Source organism: Prolixibacter sp. DSM 2831 (assembly GCF_056493735.1).
Map to the genome: position 1 here is coordinate 1,826,640 of NZ_CM151379.1, position 16,873 is coordinate 1,843,512.

The 16,873-nt window shown below is 47.3% G+C and carries 12 protein-coding genes; 7 read left to right on the forward strand and 5 right to left on the reverse strand.

What is annotated here, in order from left to right; genetic code table 11:
- Positions 1 to 111 precede the first annotated feature (111 nt).
- Both AC060N_RS07280 and AC060N_RS07285 read right to left on the reverse strand, forming a co-directional pair.
- Positions 112 to 843, reverse strand: a complete 732-nt coding sequence (locus AC060N_RS07280) for a rhomboid family intramembrane serine protease (RefSeq protein ID WP_479526506.1) — start codon at positions 841 to 843, stop codon at positions 112 to 114.
- The gene (locus tag AC060N_RS07285) at positions 840 to 1,874 is read right to left on the reverse strand and encodes a threonine aldolase family protein (protein WP_479526507.1); all 1,035 of its coding nucleotides are present in this window, start codon (positions 1,872 to 1,874) and stop codon (positions 840 to 842) included. The genes AC060N_RS07280 and AC060N_RS07285 overlap by 4 nt, the downstream gene beginning before the upstream one ends.
- 229 nt (positions 1,875 to 2,103) lie before the next feature.
- Here AC060N_RS07285 and AC060N_RS07290 point away from each other — a divergent pair, with 229 nt between their 5' ends.
- Complete coding sequence (locus tag AC060N_RS07290; RefSeq protein ID WP_479526508.1) at positions 2,104 to 3,426, forward strand: cryptochrome/photolyase family protein; 1,323 nt, start codon at positions 2,104 to 2,106, stop codon at positions 3,424 to 3,426.
- Here the strand turns inward: AC060N_RS07290 and AC060N_RS07295 are convergent.
- Positions 3,423 to 3,968, reverse strand: coding sequence for a glutathione peroxidase (locus AC060N_RS07295; protein ID WP_479526509.1), 546 nt, complete (start codon positions 3,966 to 3,968; stop codon positions 3,423 to 3,425). The two genes, AC060N_RS07290 and AC060N_RS07295, sit on opposite strands and share 4 nt — an antisense overlap.
- 188 nt (positions 3,969 to 4,156) lie before the next feature.
- On the opposite strand from AC060N_RS07295, the gene AC060N_RS07300 reads away from it, so the two are divergent.
- The 6 genes from AC060N_RS07300 (at position 4,157) to AC060N_RS07325 (ending at position 14,137) form a co-directional block, all read left to right on the forward strand.
- Positions 4,157 to 5,944 carry a DNA polymerase III subunit gamma/tau gene (locus AC060N_RS07300; RefSeq protein ID WP_479526510.1) on the forward strand — a complete coding sequence of 596 codons (1,788 nt, stop codon included), beginning with the start codon at positions 4,157 to 4,159 and terminating at the stop codon, positions 5,942 to 5,944.
- Positions 5,945 to 6,059: 115 nt separating this feature from the next.
- Positions 6,060 to 7,286, forward strand: coding sequence for an NADP-dependent isocitrate dehydrogenase (locus AC060N_RS07305; RefSeq protein ID WP_479526511.1), 1,227 nt, complete (start codon positions 6,060 to 6,062; stop codon positions 7,284 to 7,286).
- Positions 7,287 to 7,370: 84 nt separating this feature from the next.
- Positions 7,371 to 7,883 (forward strand): ferritin, encoded by a 513-nt coding sequence (locus AC060N_RS07310; RefSeq protein ID WP_106543730.1) that lies wholly within the window; start codon positions 7,371 to 7,373, stop codon positions 7,881 to 7,883.
- A 265-nt stretch (positions 7,884 to 8,148) separates the two neighbouring features.
- Positions 8,149 to 11,475: a preprotein translocase subunit SecA gene (gene secA, locus AC060N_RS07315; RefSeq protein ID WP_479526512.1), complete on the forward strand. Its 3,327-nt coding sequence runs from the start codon at positions 8,149 to 8,151 to the stop codon at positions 11,473 to 11,475.
- Between the two features lie 71 nt (positions 11,476 to 11,546).
- Complete coding sequence (gene lgt / locus AC060N_RS07320; RefSeq protein ID WP_153638632.1) at positions 11,547 to 12,359, forward strand: prolipoprotein diacylglyceryl transferase; 813 nt, start codon at positions 11,547 to 11,549, stop codon at positions 12,357 to 12,359.
- Between the two features lie 248 nt (positions 12,360 to 12,607).
- On the forward strand, positions 12,608 to 14,137 hold the full coding sequence (locus tag AC060N_RS07325) for a SulP family inorganic anion transporter (RefSeq protein ID WP_479526513.1): 1,530 nt from the start codon (positions 12,608 to 12,610) through the stop codon (positions 14,135 to 14,137).
- 497 nt (positions 14,138 to 14,634) lie between these two features.
- Here AC060N_RS07325 and AC060N_RS07330 read toward each other — a convergent pair whose 3' ends face one another.
- Together AC060N_RS07330 and AC060N_RS07335 are read right to left on the reverse strand one after the other, a co-directional pair.
- Positions 14,635 to 15,876 carry an MFS transporter gene (locus AC060N_RS07330; protein WP_479526514.1) on the reverse strand — a complete coding sequence of 414 codons (1,242 nt, stop codon included), beginning with the start codon at positions 15,874 to 15,876 and terminating at the stop codon, positions 14,635 to 14,637.
- A 490-nt stretch (positions 15,877 to 16,366) separates the two neighbouring features.
- Complete coding sequence (locus AC060N_RS07335; protein ID WP_479526515.1) at positions 16,367 to 16,849, reverse strand: hypothetical protein; 483 nt, start codon at positions 16,847 to 16,849, stop codon at positions 16,367 to 16,369.
- Positions 16,850 to 16,873: the final 24 nt, after the last annotated feature.

Genomic DNA, 16,873 nt, shown 5'->3' on the forward strand with positions numbered 1-16,873 from the left:
CTAATTGTTACGAGGGCAAAAATACAACATTTATTGGATGTACAGACCAATTCGGTTGACGTTCGTTGTTTTATTTACTATTTATTGATATTGAGCCGTATATCAATGGGCTCAGGATGGATGTTCTTGCTCATCGAAACCTTGTGCTGAATCGGGCGAAATGGTGTTTTCTTCAACCTTTTCTTCTGCCGAAACGAATTCATCATCATCCTCTTCCCAGTGATGTTCTTCTTCCGGCGGGCCTTTCTTCCGGTAAACGACTGCCAAAACCAATCCGGATATGCCTCCCCAGAGATGTCCTTCCCATGAGATTTCCGGTTTCATGGGAAAGATTCCCCAAAACAGTCCTCCATAAAGGAAGACCACAATAATGGAAATGGTGAGCAGGCGAACATTGTTGCGAACGACACCACTCATAAAAAGGAAGGCCGCGAGTCCGTATATGACACCGCTGGCGCCAATATGCCAGGCTTCCCGTGCTCCCAGCCAAACGAACGTTCCCGACAAAATCCAAATAAGGAAAAAGATGCGGTAAGCCAGGTCCCGGTAGAAGAATAAAAGCGCGACGGTGAGGATAAATAGCGGGACGGTATTGGCCATCAGGTGGCTGAAGCTACCGTGAACCAAAGGCGCGGTAACGATTCCGAGCAGTCCTTTCACATGAAGAGGATAGATTCCTCCCTGGACCAAATCAAGATGAAATTCTGATTCGAATAACCTGATTAGCCAAAGCAAGATAACCAGAAAAGAAGGGAAGAACAGGCTGTGCCTGAAAATCCGCTTGTCCAGTTGTCGTTGCTCTTCGGTGTAATTATTGCCCGGAATGTACCGGAATATGCTCATTTTTTCATTTTTTGCCGTAGCAGATTTCCAAACGTGCGGATGTCTTCTTCGGTGGTGTCGAACGAGGTCATCCAACGCACCTCGTTACGTTGTTCATCCCATGTATAAAAGAAAAACTCTTCTTGTAATTCAGATATCAGTTCACCGGGAATGATGGCAAATACGCCGTTGGCATCTACTGGTTGGGTGATTTCAACACCTTCGATGGAGCGAATCTCTTCTTCGAGCAATTTCGCCATGCGATTGGAGTGTGTAGCGTTTTCCTTCCACAAGCCATTTCCCAGATAAGGAATAAACTGGGCGCTGATGAAGCGCATTTTGGAGCTCAACTGTGCGGCCTGTTTGCGGAAGTATTTCGTTAAAGTAGCCAGCTCAGGGCGGAAGAAAACAACAGCTTCGCCCATCATCATTCCATTTTTGGTACCGCCGAATGAGAGAATGTCGACTCCGGCATCGCGGGTGAATTCGCGGAAGTTCATCTCGAGTGCGACAGCGGCATTGGCTAAGCGGGCGCCATCCATGTGCAGGTACATGCCGTGTTCGTGCGCCAAATCGGCCAGTGCCTGAATCTCCTCCTTTTTATACACGGTTCCCAATTCGGTCGCCTGTGTGATGCTGATAACTCCGGGCTGTGCATGATGCTCGAAACCAAAGCCATGCAGTTCCGGTTTGATGTCGTCCGGGCGCAGCTTACCGTCGGATGTTTTGATGGGAATCAATTTGCAGCCGGTAAATTTTTCCGGGGCACCACATTCGTCCACCTGGATGTGCGCTGTTTCAGCGCAGATGATGGAATTGAATGAGCGGGAAGCTGATTTTAAACTGAGAATATTGGCACCAGTGCCGTTGAATACGAAAAATACTTCGGTATCGTCGCCAAACTCTTTCTTAAAAAGTTGAGTGGCTTGCTCGGTCCATTTGTCGCCACCATAGCCGACAGCATGGCCCTGGTTGGCTTCTGCCATTGCTTTCAGAATATCGGGATGAATCCCGGAATTATTGTCGCTGGCAAAGCCCCTTTCATGTGTCATGTATCAATCTTATTTTTAAATTAAACTTTCAGGCGTTACTCCTGTGATCGGTTGGTTTTTGTACCGGTTTGAAGTTACGATATTAACTATTCTGCGCAAAAATATGTTTCTTTTTAGATTAAATTGTCGTATTTTCAAATGCACGGAAGTATTGATTTTAGTGGTTATCCAAACCGGATGGCCATTTTTTCACTGCTAATATGGGTGATAACTTGGTAAAGGTTTTGAGATGAGAAAAAAAGAGAAAGCTGTCGTTAGTATTTTCTGGTTTAGGCGCGACTTGCGGCTGGAAGACAACATCGGTCTCATGCATGCCCTGAAAACCAGGGAAAATGTGTTGCCAGTGTTTATTTTCGATCCGGAAATATTTCAGCGGGATCAAAAGAACCGAAATGTCCAGGTAGGTTTTGTTTATGATGCATTGCTGAGTATTAAGGAAAAACTGGAAACCCTTGGTTCCGATCTTTATGTCGCTGCAGGAAAACCTTTTGACGTTTTCAAAACGTTGATGGAAACGTATCACATATTTAGTGTTTATGCCAACCGGGAATATGAACCCTACACGCTTCAGCGGGATGAAGAAATAGCTTCTTTTTTGAACCAGCATGAGGTGGAGTTTCATACCTACAAGGATCATGTTTTATTTGAGACAAACGAAATAGTAAAAGATAACGGCGAGCCTTACACGGTTTTTACAGCTTACAAGCAACGTTTTCTGCGAAAGCTGAATCAATCGATGGTTGTGCCGGCACCCATTTCTAAGTATGCCCATAACTTTTTCAGGACGGTGCCAATCCCCATGCCATCGCTTGGGGAGATGAAGTATTCGCGGGTTGAAGTACCGATTCCTCCCCGTAAATTACCTGCTGAATTGCTAAAGAGTTATGAATCGGAGCGGGATTTTCCGGCCCGGAACGGAACTTCGCATTTGAGTGTCCATTTGCGGTTTGGAACGGTTAGTATCCGGAAGGTGACAGCATTGGCTATGCAACATTCCGATACATTTTTGAGCGAATTGATTTGGCGGAATTTTTACAGCGTTATTTTGTGGTTCTTCCCGGAAGTGGTACACCGGTCTTTTAAACCGGTCTACGATGATATCGTTTGGGAGAACAAGAAAGAGCAGTTCGAAGCCTGGTGTGAAGGACGAACCGGATATCCATTGGTTGATGCCGGGATGCGGGAACTGAACGCTACTGGTTACATGCACAACCGCGTGCGGATGGTCGTTGCCAGTTTCCTGTGTAAGCATTTGTTAATCGATTGGCGTTGGGGCGAAGCTTATTTTGCCAGAAAGTTGCTGGATTATGATCTGGCTTCGAATAATGGTAGCTGGCAGTGGGCGGCCGGTTCAGGAAATGATGCAGCGCCTTATTTTCGAGTGTTTAATCCCGAGTTGCAGGCAAAGAAGTTTGATCCGAAAGGTGAGTACATTGTAAAATGGGTCCCGGAATATGGAACCATGTCCTATCCGAAACCCATTGTCGTCCATGCTGAAGCCCGCGAGCGGGCGCTTACACGTTATGCCGAAGCGGTAAAAGCGAAAGCTTAGTTTTTGCCTTCAATCCAGCTAACAATCTTCTTTGAGTCGGGCTTGTCCTGCGGCCAGGCAACCCCAACAAGATGGCCTGTTTTATCAATCATGAATTTCTGAAAGTTCCACTTGATCGGCGCATCCATTACGCCGTTCTTTGATTTTTCTGTGAGCCATTGATAAAGCGGGGCCATGTCATCACCCTTCACCGAAATTTTTGACATCATCGGGAATGTGACGTCGTAATTTTCGGTACAGAATGTCTTAATCTGTGCATTGGTCCCCGGTTCCTGGTGCATGAAATTATTGGCCGGAAAGCCAACGATGACAAACTTGTCGGGCCCGTATTTCCTGTAAATGGCTTCGAGTTGTTTGTACTGTGGCGTGAATCCGCATTTGGAAGCGGTATTTACAATCAGCACTTTTTTGCCTTTCAGCGACGCCATGTCAAATGGGTGTCCATCAATATCTGTTACCTTGAAATCGTAAATGGTCTTTTCCTGCGCGAACGTAGTGAATGTCATTGTCAGGATGGAGATGAGCAAAAAGAATTTTTTCATAATCTGTCAGTTTTTATTTCGGATTTAATAACAATAAACTCAGGTAAAAAGTTGCTTCTGGTAATTTTCATCTGGCAGTAAACCAGAAGCTTGTTTTAGTCGTTGATAACTTATGCGAAAACGGGACACAAATGGTTTCCCATTTTATACTATATTTGGATTTCAAATCTGGCACCCGAGGAATTTTTATGGAGAATTATATTGTTTCAGCAAGAAAATACAGACCTTTTACGTTCAGCTCAGTAATTGGGCAGCCCTCTATTACAGCCACGCTCAAGAATGCGATCCGGAACAGTCATCTGGCGCACGCCTACCTGTTTTGCGGACCCCGTGGAGTAGGGAAGACGACCTCGGCCCGTATTTTTGCCAAAACCATCAATTGCCAGAATCTCACTGCTGAAACGGAGCCATGCAATACCTGTGAATCATGTATGGCCTTCAATGAAAATCGCTCCTACAACATTCACGAGCTGGATGCGGCTTCCAATAACTCGGTGGACGATATCCGTACACTGGTTGACCAGGTTCGGATTCCCCCGCAGATTGGAAAATACAGTGTGTACATTATCGATGAGGTGCACATGTTGTCGCAGGCCGCCTTCAATGCATTCCTGAAAACCCTGGAAGAGCCGCCGGCACACGCTATTTTTGTGCTGGCAACTACCGAGAAACATAAAATATTGCCAACCATCCTTTCCCGTTGTCAAATCTTCGATTTCAACCGGATTGGCATTACGGATATCGAAAAGCATTTGGCTTCGGTAGCCGAAAAAGAGCAAATCACTTTCGAGCCGGAAGCACTGAACATTATTGCCCAAAAAGCAGATGGCGCGATGCGTGACGCTCTTTCCATCTTCGACCAGGTGGTAAGTTTTTCGGGAAGTAATATCACTTACCAGGATACTATTGCCAACCTGAACGTGTTGGATTACGACTACTACTTCCGATTGATTGACGGATTTCAGAAGGGAGATGTGTCGGGTGTGCTAATGATTTTCAACGAAATCCTGGACAAAGGATTTAACGGACATCATTTTGTGGCCGGACTATGCCAGCATTTCCGCGATTTGCTGGTTTGCAAGGATCAGGTGACAGTGGAATTGCTAGAAGTAGGTGGCGATATCAAAGAGAAATACAGCCAACAGGCGAAAGCGTGTGATTTACCATTCCTGGTGGAAGGATTGAGGTTGGCCAGCGAGTGTGACATGCAATACAAGTCTTCCTCAAACAAGCGTTTTCTGGTGGAACTGGCGCTCATCCGTATTGCACAGCTGGAAGAGGCATTAAAAAAAAAAAGAGCTGACGAACGCGTAGCTTCAACCATACTTTTACCCATATTTTCGGCACCGGCAGCAAAAAAAGCTGCGAAGCCGCAACAGAGTACAGCAACACAAAACGGAGCGGTCGGTAATAATCCAGCAGGAGCAAGCAGACCGGCGAGCGCACCGACGGTTACTCCCCCCGGGAAGGTAAAGACCCGGCGGGTAGTACGGAGGGACAGTATTTCGACGCCTTCGATTGCCAATGCGTTGAAGGGAAATACTTCTTCCGGTGAGTACAAAAAAGAAGTGGTGCAGAAGACAACGCAGGCGGCTGAGCCGGAAGTGCATCCGTTTTCCGGGGAACAGTTGGTGACTGCGTGGAAAGAGTTTGTGGTGCGGGTAGAGGCACCTCAGTTGAATGCAGCGTTATCGACGCGCGAACCCTCGTTGGGCGACGATTGGACAGTGAATTACATGCTCGACAACGAGACGCAGCGCGAAAGGCTGGTTTTGGAAGTGAAGCCCAAATTGCTGGGATTCCTGAGAAGAACATTGCGGAACGAACGGATTGAAGTGGAGTTTCAGATTGCGGAAGGTGATGATGCGTTACCGCGTAAGCCTTATTCCGACACGGAAAAATGGCAGGCCATGGTGGATGAAAATCCTTCGCTGGCACTGTTTAAGAAGATGTTCGGACTCGATTTTGACAGTTAAGAGAAGCTTGAAAGATATATGTACCGTAACCTGAGATGTGAGTGACATTCAAACCAAAGAAGTCAATTCTTGTTAAGTAAAACATCTAATTTACTCTATTAAAAATTATTCAGGCATGGACAAAATTAATGTTTCCAATCCCGTAGTAGAACTTGACGGCGATGAAATGACCAGGATTATCTGGCAGATGATTAAAGATCAGCTTATTCTGCCGTACCTGAACCTTGACATCAAGTATTTTGACCTGGGCATTGAGCACCGTGATGCTACCAACGACCAGGTGACTGTTGATGCAGCCAACGCCATCAAGCAGTACAAAGTAGGGATTAAATGTGCAACCATTACCCCGGACGAAAAGCGGGTGGAAGAGTTTGGCCTTAAGCGGATGTACAAATCACCGAACGGTACCATTCGTAACATCATTGGTGGAACGATTTTCCGCGAGCCTATTTTCGTGAAGAATGTACCGCGTCTGGTTCCGCAATGGACCGGCCCGATTGTTATCGGACGTCACGCATTTGGTGATCAGTATCGTGCAACCGACATGGTAGTCGATCGTCCCGGTAAACTGACGATGACTTTCACTCCGGAAGATGGCTCAGAACCTGTAACCCACGAAGTGTATGACTTCGAAGGAGCTGGTGTGGCAATGTCGATGTACAACACCGAAGAATCTATCCGCGGGTTTGCACACAGCTGTTTTAAAATGGCCCTGCAGAAAAAATGGCCGCTTTATTTGTCAACCAAGAATACCATCCTCAAGAAATACGACGGTTTCTTTAAAGATATCTTCCAGGATATTTATGAAAAAGATTACCAGAAACAGTTCGAAGAAGCTGGCATCACTTACGAGCACCGTCTGATTGATGACATGGTGGCATCGGCACTGAAATGGAACGGTAACTTCATCTGGGCTTGTAAAAACTACGATGGCGACGTGCAGTCGGATACCGTAGCTCAGGGATTCGGTTCACTCGGTCTGATGACTTCCGTACTGATGACTCCCGATGGAGATATTCTGGAAGCAGAAGCAGCGCACGGAACGGTTACCCGTCACTATCGTGAGCACCAGAAAGGCAACCCGACTTCAACCAACCCGATTGCTTCCATCTTCGCGTGGACACGTGGTCTGGCATTCCGTGGACGTCTTGACAACAATGAAGAGTTGATCAAATTCAGTCATACGCTGGAAGAAGTTTGCGTTGATACCGTTGAATCAGGCAAAATGACAAAAGACCTGGCACTGGCTATTCACGGCAAGGACCTGAAACCGGAACACTATCTGACAACAGAGCAATTCCTGAGCACGCTGGCAGATGGTCTGAAAGCGCGGATGAGTTAATAAATGTGGTTCCAACGTGGCTGGGCGCCCGCCTGATTATTTGTATATTTGGGTTCGGATATATAAACCTTAAATCAATTAATCATGTTGAAAGAAGCAGTTAATAAAGCAATCAACGAGCAAATTAACGCTGAATTTCATTCGGCTTACCTCTATTTGTCCATGTCGGCTTATTTCGAAGCTGTCGGTTTGTCAGGTTTTGCCAATTGGATGAAGGTTCAATACAAGGAGGAGTTGGCGCACGCACAGAAATTTTTCGATTACGTGAACGACCGGGGAGCACGGGTGATTCTGGACCCGATTGCTGAAGTTCCGGCTGAGTTCGATAATGTAATCGATGTGTATGAAAAGACGCTGGCTCACGAGCAGAGCGTTACGGAACGCATTAATAAACTGATGGATATAGCTATCGCTGAATCCGATCATGCAACCAAAAGCTTCCTTCAATGGTTCCTCGACGAACAGGTTGAAGAGGAGAATACAGTTGATCAGATTTTGAATAATCTGAAGATGATCAATGGCGAAGGACAAGGCCTGCTGATGATGGATCGGGAAATGGGCAACCGTTCATTTACGGATCCGACAGCCGGGGCATAGTTCTTGATAAACAATTCCCGCCAGGCAAATCTGCCATCTTGCGGGAAATTGATCAGATCGCGATTTTACATCCGAAAATATTGATTTCGTAAAGAGGAGAGTGCCCTTGGCGGTATTCTCCTTTTTTTGTTCTGTGATGGCAAAAAATTGGGGAATTTCACTCGCTGAAAAAAGCAAGGATTGTTTTCAATACTTGCAACTTTTAGTTTAATTTGTGAGTGATTCGCGATAGAAGTAAACATAAAAAATAACAGAACAAGATATAATGGCATTTGTAACAAAATTTCTAACACAAGTCTTTGGTAATAAATCCGAAAGGGATATCAAAGGGATTTTGCCGGTATTGGAACGCGTGAAAAGTGAATTTGAGCGCGTAACCGGATTTACCAACGACGAGCTTAGAGCTGAGACAGAAAAACTAAAAGCCAGGATTAAAGAGTATATCAAGGCTGAAGAAGACGAAATAGCTTCATTGAAGGAACAGGCTGAAAGTGGTTCTGTGCCTTTGGAAGAGAGTGAAAAACTCTACGATCGCGTCGACAAACTGGAAGAGGTGATCGATACGAAGATTGAAGAGGTATTGAATGAAGTATTGCCCACCGCTTTTGCCATCGTAAAAGATACCGCCCGTCGTTTTGCTGAAAACGAACAGCTGGAAGTGACGGCCAACGATTTCGACCGTGATTTGGCTGCCGCGAAAGATTATGTGGACATGAAAGGTGATAAAGCCGTTTATGCCAATCACTGGGAAGCGGGCGGTTCGGACCAGAAGTGGAATATGATTCACTACGATGTTCAGCTCATTGGTGGTATAGTGCTTCACGAAGGTAAAATCGCTGAGATGGCGACCGGTGAAGGTAAAACGCTGGTGGCAACCCTGCCGGTGTTCCTGAATGCGTTGGCTGAAAGAGGTGTTCACCTGGTAACAGTGAACGATTACCTGGCCCGTCGTGACTCGGAGTGGATGGGACCGATTTTCGAATTCCACGGTTTGTCTGTTGATTGTATCGACAAGCATCAGCCCAATTCGGCCGAACGACGTGCTGCCTACAATGCGCACATCACGTACGGAACCAATAACGAGTTTGGTTTCGATTACCTGCGTGACAACATGGCCATCAACCCATCCGATTTGGTGCAGCGGAAACACCACTACGCCATCGTCGATGAGGTCGACTCGGTTTTGATTGACGACGCCCGTACGCCGTTGATTATTTCGGGTCCGATTCCGAAGGGGGACGACCAGCTGTTCGAAGAGTTGAAATCACCGATCGAGCGTTTGGTAAAACTGCAGCGTGACCTAGTAGCGCAAATTCTGGCGGAAGCCAAGAGAAAGATAAAATCGGAAGATTCGAAAGAGCGTGATGAAGGTGCATTGTTATTGTACCGTGCATTTAAAGGTCTTCCCAAGAATAAAGCGATCATTCGTTACCTGAGTGAAGAGGGTATCAAAGCTAAGATGCAGAAGTCGGAGAACTACTACATGCAGGACAATAGCAAGAACATGCATGTTGTTACCGACCCGCTTTACTTCGTTATCGACGAGAAACTGAACTCAATTGAGTTGACCGATAAGGGTATCGATGTGCTGTCGCAAGACAACGAAGATCCCAACTTCTTTATTTTGCCCGATATTGGTGCAGAGATTGCTGAGATCGAAAACGACCAGTCGTTGGAAGACCAGGCCAAGCTGGAAAAGAAAGATGAGCTGATTCAGAGTTACGCGGTGAAGTCGGAGCGTGTGCACACCATTAACCAGTTGTTGCGTGCCTACACCATGTTCGAAAAGGATGTGGAGTACGTGGTGATGGACAACAAGGTGAAAATCGTGGATGAGCAAACCGGTCGTATCATGGAAGGTCGCCGTTACTCCGACGGATTGCACCAGGCCATCGAGGCGAAAGAGCGGGTGACCGTGGAAGCGGCTACGCAGACGTTCGCGACGATTACGCTTCAGAACTATTTCCGGATGTACCACAAGCTGGCCGGTATGACTGGTACTGCTGAGACGGAAGCAGGCGAATTGTGGGACATCTACAAACTGGAAGTTGTGGTCATCCCGACCAACAAACCCATTATCCGTAAGGACCAGGAAGACTTGGTTTACAAAACCAAGAAAGAGAAATACAACGCCATTATTGAAGAGATTACCAACCTCCATAAGCAGGGACGGCCGGTGCTGGTAGGTACCACTTCCGTGGAAATATCGGAATTGCTGAGCCGGATGCTGAAAATGCGGGGTATCGATCACCAGGTGTTGAACGCGAAGTTGCACCAGCGTGAGGCTGACATTGTGGCGGAAGCCGGTAAACCGGGAACGGTAACCATTGCAACCAACATGGCCGGTCGTGGTACCGACATCAAATTGACGCCGGAAACAAAAGAAGCTGGTGGTTTGGCTATCATCGGTACTGAGCGTCACGAATCACGTCGTGTCGACCGTCAGTTGCGCGGACGTTCCGGTCGTCAGGGTGACCCCGGTTCATCACAGTTCTTCGTATCGCTGGAAGATGACCTGATGCGTCTCTTCTCTTCCGACCGGATTGCCGGTATCATGGACCGTTTGGGACTGGAAGAAGGCGAAGTGATTCAGCACTCCATGATTTCCAAATCCATTGAGCGGGCACAGAAGAAAGTCGAGGAGAACAACTTCGGTATTCGTAAGCGTTTGCTGGAATATGATGATGTGATGAACTCGCAGCGTGAGGTGATTTACAAGAAACGTAAACACGCACTCTTCGGCGAACGCCTGGAAGTGGATGTGCTGAATATGATGTATGACTCAGTGGAAGCACTGGTAGCCGATTTCCATCCGATGGGACAGGATGGCTACGAAGAATTCCGTCTCGAGACCATGCGTCTGCTCTCCATCGACACTTCAGTGACGAAGGAAGAATTCATCAGCCAGAATCCGGAAGAAATTACTGATCGGATTTACAAAGCAATGATCGACAATTATTCCCGTAAGGTGCAGATCATTTCGAAACAGGCATGGCCGGTCATTAAAGATGTATACGAACACAAATCGCACATATACAATAACATCGTTGTTCCTATCAGCGATGGGCAGAAGGTTTACCAGATTGTTACCAACCTCGAGAAATCGTATAAAACAGAGGCACAGGACCTGGTGAAATCATACACCAAGCAGGTAAACCTTGCTTCGATTGACGATGAGTGGAAAGAGCATCTGCGCGAACTGGACGACTTGCGTACTTCAGTGCAGAATGCCAGTTACGAACAGAAAGACCCGCTGTTGATTTACAAGTTGGAATCGTTCAACCTCTTCAAATCGATGATGGACAAGCTGAACCGAAATGTTGTTTCTACCCTGATGAAAGGACATATTCCGATTAGCGACCCGAATCAGGTACAGGAAGCGCAGGCGGTACAACACACCGATCGGTCACAGTACCAGGAAGAGAAGAGCGAAGCCGGCGGCCTGAATTCAGGTGGCGGACAAGGTGGCGAGCAGCAACCACAGAAGAAAATGGAACCGGTTCGCCACGGACCGAAAATCGGACGAAATGACCCGTGTCCGTGCGGAAGTGGAAAGAAATATAAACAATGTCACGGGCGTGGTGTTGTGTAAACGAAAATAAATTAGTTCTTCATATGGCAGCAGGGGCAACTTGCTGCTTTTACTTTTAATGTGCACATACTATGAATGAGTTCCTGTTCATCCATTGGAATGTAAATCCGGAGATTTTCCATCTCGGCCCGTTGTCAGTTCGTTGGTACGGACTTCTGTTTGCCACCGGGTTTTTGTTGGGATATTACATCATGGAGAAGATGTTCAAGTTTGAAAATGCCAACGAAAAGTGGCTCGACAGTCTGTTTATGTACGTGATTATCGCCACGGTTGTCGGCGCGCGTTTAGGACATGTTTTCTTTTATGGATGGGACTATTATTCACAGCACCCGTGGGAAATTCTGAAGGTTTGGCACGGTGGTCTGGCCAGTCACGGCGGGGCCATCGGTATTCTGATTGCCATCTGGCTTTATTCACGGTTTGTTACTAAACGCTCGATGCTCTGGACGTTGGATCGTCTGGTCGTACCGGTAGCGCTGGTCGCAGTGCTTATTCGTACCGGTAACCTGATGAACTCAGAGATTTATGGTGTACAGACTTCATTGCCCTGGGGATTCATCTTTGAGCGGAACGGCGAAACCGTTGCCAAACACCCGACACAGATTTACGAAGCACTCTGTTACCTGGGAACTTTTATCTTGCTGTGGCGAATGTATTTTAAAACGGATGACAAGCGGAATCGTCCCGGCTTCTTGTTGGGCGTATTCTTTATTTGTGTGTTCACCGCCCGTTTCTTCATCGAATTCATCAAACAGGACCAGGAGCCGTTCGAAGCACATATGTTGCTGAATATGGGACAGCTGCTCAGTATCCCGTTTGTATTGGCTGGAATAATATTGGTGGTTCGCGCACTAAAACGACCGCCGAAGATATACAAGAATTAAAATATGGAGCCGGTAACTCGTTGAGTGCCGGCTTTTTTGTTTCCGGTAACGAAAAACGAAGGAAACCTTTACCGTTACATAATATCCCGCTTGTTGTGAATGAGTGGGATATTCTTATTTTTGCGCGTTCTAAATAAGAAAGGAACCTGACCTGATCACCATCTAACGAATTAAATCCGTGCACTTACGTAGAAATCGGTTCCGGGCTGAATGGCTCCGGAAAGGAAATGTATGATTAAAAGTTTGACATGGAGAAGTATCTTAATCTGTTTGGATTAACGCAAAAAGTAAATTATAAAAACGAAGTCCTGTCCGGACTGACGGTGGCATTGGCTTTAATACCGGAAGCACTGGCATTTGCCATTATCGCGGGATTGTCTCCGCTCACCGGACTCTATTCGGCTTTCATCATGGGCATTGTTACATCGATTCTGGGCGGACGGCCCGGGATGATTTCCGGTGCCACTGGAGCTGTTGCTGTAGTGATTGTAGCGTTGGCCAAAACACACGGACCGGAGTACGTATTGGCTACGGTTATCTTGGCCGGAATTATTCAGATATTGGCCGGCGTATTGAAGCTGGGAAAACTGATGCGCCTGGTTCCGCATCCGGTGATTTTCGGCTTCGTCAACGGACTGGCGATTATCATCTTCATGTCGCAACTGCACCAGTTTAAAGACAGCACGGGACACTGGCTAACTGGAACACCGCTTTACACCATGCTGGGACTGGTTTTCGTTACCATGCTGGTCATTTGGCTTTTGCCGAAGCTCACCAAAGCCATTCCGGCGCCATTGACGGCTATCCTGGTCGTTTTCGGAATTGTAGCCGCGTTGGGCATCGATACTCGTACCGTGGGTGATATTGCTTCCATTCAGGGAGGTTTTCCGCCGTTCCATCTGCCGGAGGTTCCGCTCAATCTCGAAACGCTCTCCATCATCTTCCCCTATGCGGCCATTGTCGCCGGTGTGGGCTTGATTGAAAGTTTGTTGACACTGAATATTATCGACGAGATTACCGAGACGCGTGGTTCCGGTAACAAGGAAGCGATTGCGCAGGGAACGGCCAATTTCCTGACCGGTCTCTTCTCCGGAATGGGCGGATGTGCCATGATCGGCCAGAGTTTGATTAACATCTCTTCCGGAGCCCGTGCTCGTTTGTCGGGTATCGTGGCAGCGGTGATGTTGCTCGTGTTTATCATGTTTGGTGCCGGATTGATTGAAAAACTACCCATGGCAGCGCTTACCGGACTGATGATTATGGTCGCCATCGGTACGTTCGAGTGGGCCAGCCTGAAAACCTTTAATAAAATGCCAAAATCAGATATCTTGGTCATGGTGATGGTAACGCTGGTGACGGTTGTCTTCCATAACCTGGCCGTAGCGGTTCTGATTGGTGTCATCATCGCGGCACTGGTGTTTGCGTGGGACAATGCCAAGCGCATCCGGGCACGGAAATACACCGATGACAATGGCGTAAAGCATTACGAGATTTACGGACCGCTGTTCTTTGGTTCGGTCACTGCTTTCAACGAAAAGTTTGATGTATTGAACGACCCGGATGAGGTGATTATCGATTTTGCTGAAAGCCGGGTAGTCGACATGTCGGCTATTGAGGCGCTGAACAAGATGACGGAACGCTACCTGAAAGTAGGGAAGAAGATTCACCTGAAACACCTGAGCCCCGATTGCAAAATCCTGCTGAAAAACGCCGAGCAGATTATCGACGTCAACGTGCTGGAAGATCCGCACTACAAGGTGGCGGTGAATAAATTATAATTGCCCATGGCTTTAGCCTAATATTTTCGATATTTCTTCCGGGAATGTCGAAGAAGGTTGAATCAGCATCCTAATTCAACTCCTCCGGAGTTGTTGCTTTGTTCGTTGCTAAACCACCGGTTTCACCGGCGGAGAAGAATATTCTATCCCTCCGGGATAATCTCAGGTTGTTTTTGTGCAAATGACTCCGGAGGAGTCATATATTATTAGAACGAGGCAAAGGGAATCTATTCGACCCCGGCCGGGGTCGTACATTCGATTGAGGATTCGTTTTCTAACAACATGTCATCCCGCTGGGATGAACGCAAAGAGCGCCTGAATTGCCCATGGCTTTAGCCATGGGTGACAAGGGATAAGGTTATATAGGCTTTAGCCTAATGCTGTCTCCTTATTTATTTCCGGCAACGCCGGATATACATTCATCACCCCCAATGAAATTGGGGGATTGGGAATACGCGTTAACCCATCAACCCCGAAGCGGGTTGAATAAATCGTATTTAATCTTTGTTCACGGTTTCCGGCTTCATTCTGGCAAAAAATAACACAGATATGAATATGATGGCTCCCAACACCGGCATCACGGTTTCCGCCGTCAAAATACCGGTTGAGCTCCATCTGTTGTGCGCCCATTCATCCACAAATATCATCGAGTAGATGGGAATGTTTGAAAGAGCTGCAAAGAAGTTGTATTTGGTGGCTGCACCCACTTTTCCGATAGCTTCCAGGACAAACGCACTAAATCCGGCAAAGGCTAAACCTACCGTGATGGCGTAGATGGTCGTCCAAATCATGAACATCAGTTGTGTGCGGGGACTCAGCGCCATCAGGAGTGCAGCGCCTCCTTCCAGCAGGCCGAATAAAATATAGGCTTTCTTCCGGTCCATTTTATCGGCAATCCATCCGCCCAGCAAACTGCCGATGGCGGAAGCGACACCGCCTACAATTCCTACGGCAAGAGCTACGGCATCCGGCGAGGCATGCCAATCGCCGGAAATTGACGACCATAAATTCGAAGCCGCACCGGAACCAACGGGAAGGAAACAGAGGATAAGTGCTAAAAAGCCGGCCCTCGACTTTACCAACACCCAAATTTCTTTGCCAAGTGTCCCGATCGTCTTTAGGTACGTTTCTTCCCGCTTAAACGGAGCCGGGTCTTTCAGAAATAGTAAACCCAGCCCGCAAAGCAGACTGACTAGTGCGATAATGGCCCCTGAAATCCAGTGAGCCGGCATTCTTTCCGCCAGCCAGATTCCGGCACCGCCGCCGATACCAAATCCGCCCAGGTTTCCGGCTTGCAACCAACCTCCGGCGCGCCCTTTGTGCTCATCGGGTACCTCCTGCGCAATTAAACTCTCGGTCGTCATGGCAATGTTGGTATTGGCTACGGCGGTTAAAAAGACGACGACCATTAACAAGGGCAGAAAGTGCGAATTATGAGGGATGACGCTCGTTGCCAAAATGCCTACTACAGTACCCACATTGGCGATACGATACCAGGTTTTCACCGTAAGAGTCGTATCGACCAGCGGCGCCCACAGAAATTTGAGAATGTTGGGCAGGTAAGGGAGGGAAACAATCGAGGCAACACCGGCCAACGAAACGCCGGCCTTGGTTAATAGAAATCCCATGGTCACACTGATGAAGCCATTGAAAATCCCAAATGGCATGTACAGGAACATAAAAGTGATGGGGTGTACCGGTTGAGTTTGGTCCACTCTGAAGGTTTTTAACAGGCTCATATGCTATTCTTCTTGTATTGAATTGTTCACAATCTGTAAAGCAACACGCTAACGTTAAATTTTAAAACAGACTTACCATGAGCCTGATGATTTGATTACGATAAAAGTTGATAAACGGTTTCTTAGGGTGGTAAGAGTGGAAGTTTTGTATGCAAACAAATGACGGGGGTGTTTGTTTGATGGGGCTAACCTGAAATTGGGAACCTTTCGACACAATCCTCCTCCGGCCTGTCGGCCACCTCCTCCAGAGGAGGACAGCTCGCGAATGGTCGTACCATATTATTATTTAGAAATGTGAAATTCGGTCGGAAGTTGGCGAACTATCCCCCTTTGGAGGGGGAATTAAAGGGGGAGGACTTCAGATTTCCTGTTCTTCCGGTAACTCGGGACCTCAGATATTTGCAGGTCTTTAGCCCTTCTCTGGCATAGAGAAGGGTTGGGATGAGTCGACAAATCGGTCTAAATAGGTTGACTCCGGCGGGGCTGCACATCAATTCCCAATCTCCATCAATTTATCGTCTTTCTTCAATTGCCCGATTAACCTCGAATCATTCCGTAAATCTTCCCCGGTAAAAAGCCCGGGAGAGGACGGGTAACCCAACTTGAGATAAATCAAATCCGGTTCCACCAGCAGAAATGTGACAACATCGTGTTGACTCGACGAATAATAGCCGGGAACGTACTTCGCCGAATAAATGAGTTGTTGGTCGACAGCAACACCAAACGCGAAATGCGGGTCGGGATAGCTGGGCGAGATTTCTTTGTTCATCCGGTTCCAGGCCGATGGCGTGACCTGGAAAATGTAACGCGTCGAATCGTAGCCCACAATTTCGTCGTAACTCACGATGACATCCGAAATCTTTTCATTCTTGGTAAAATGAATCCCGGCGTTGGCTTCTGACTTGTCGTCTTTCTGGCAACTCATCATGCCAACGAGCAATGCGGTCAGGAAGAAGAAAGCTTGTGTTCTCATGATTCGTTAGTTTATGTTAGATGT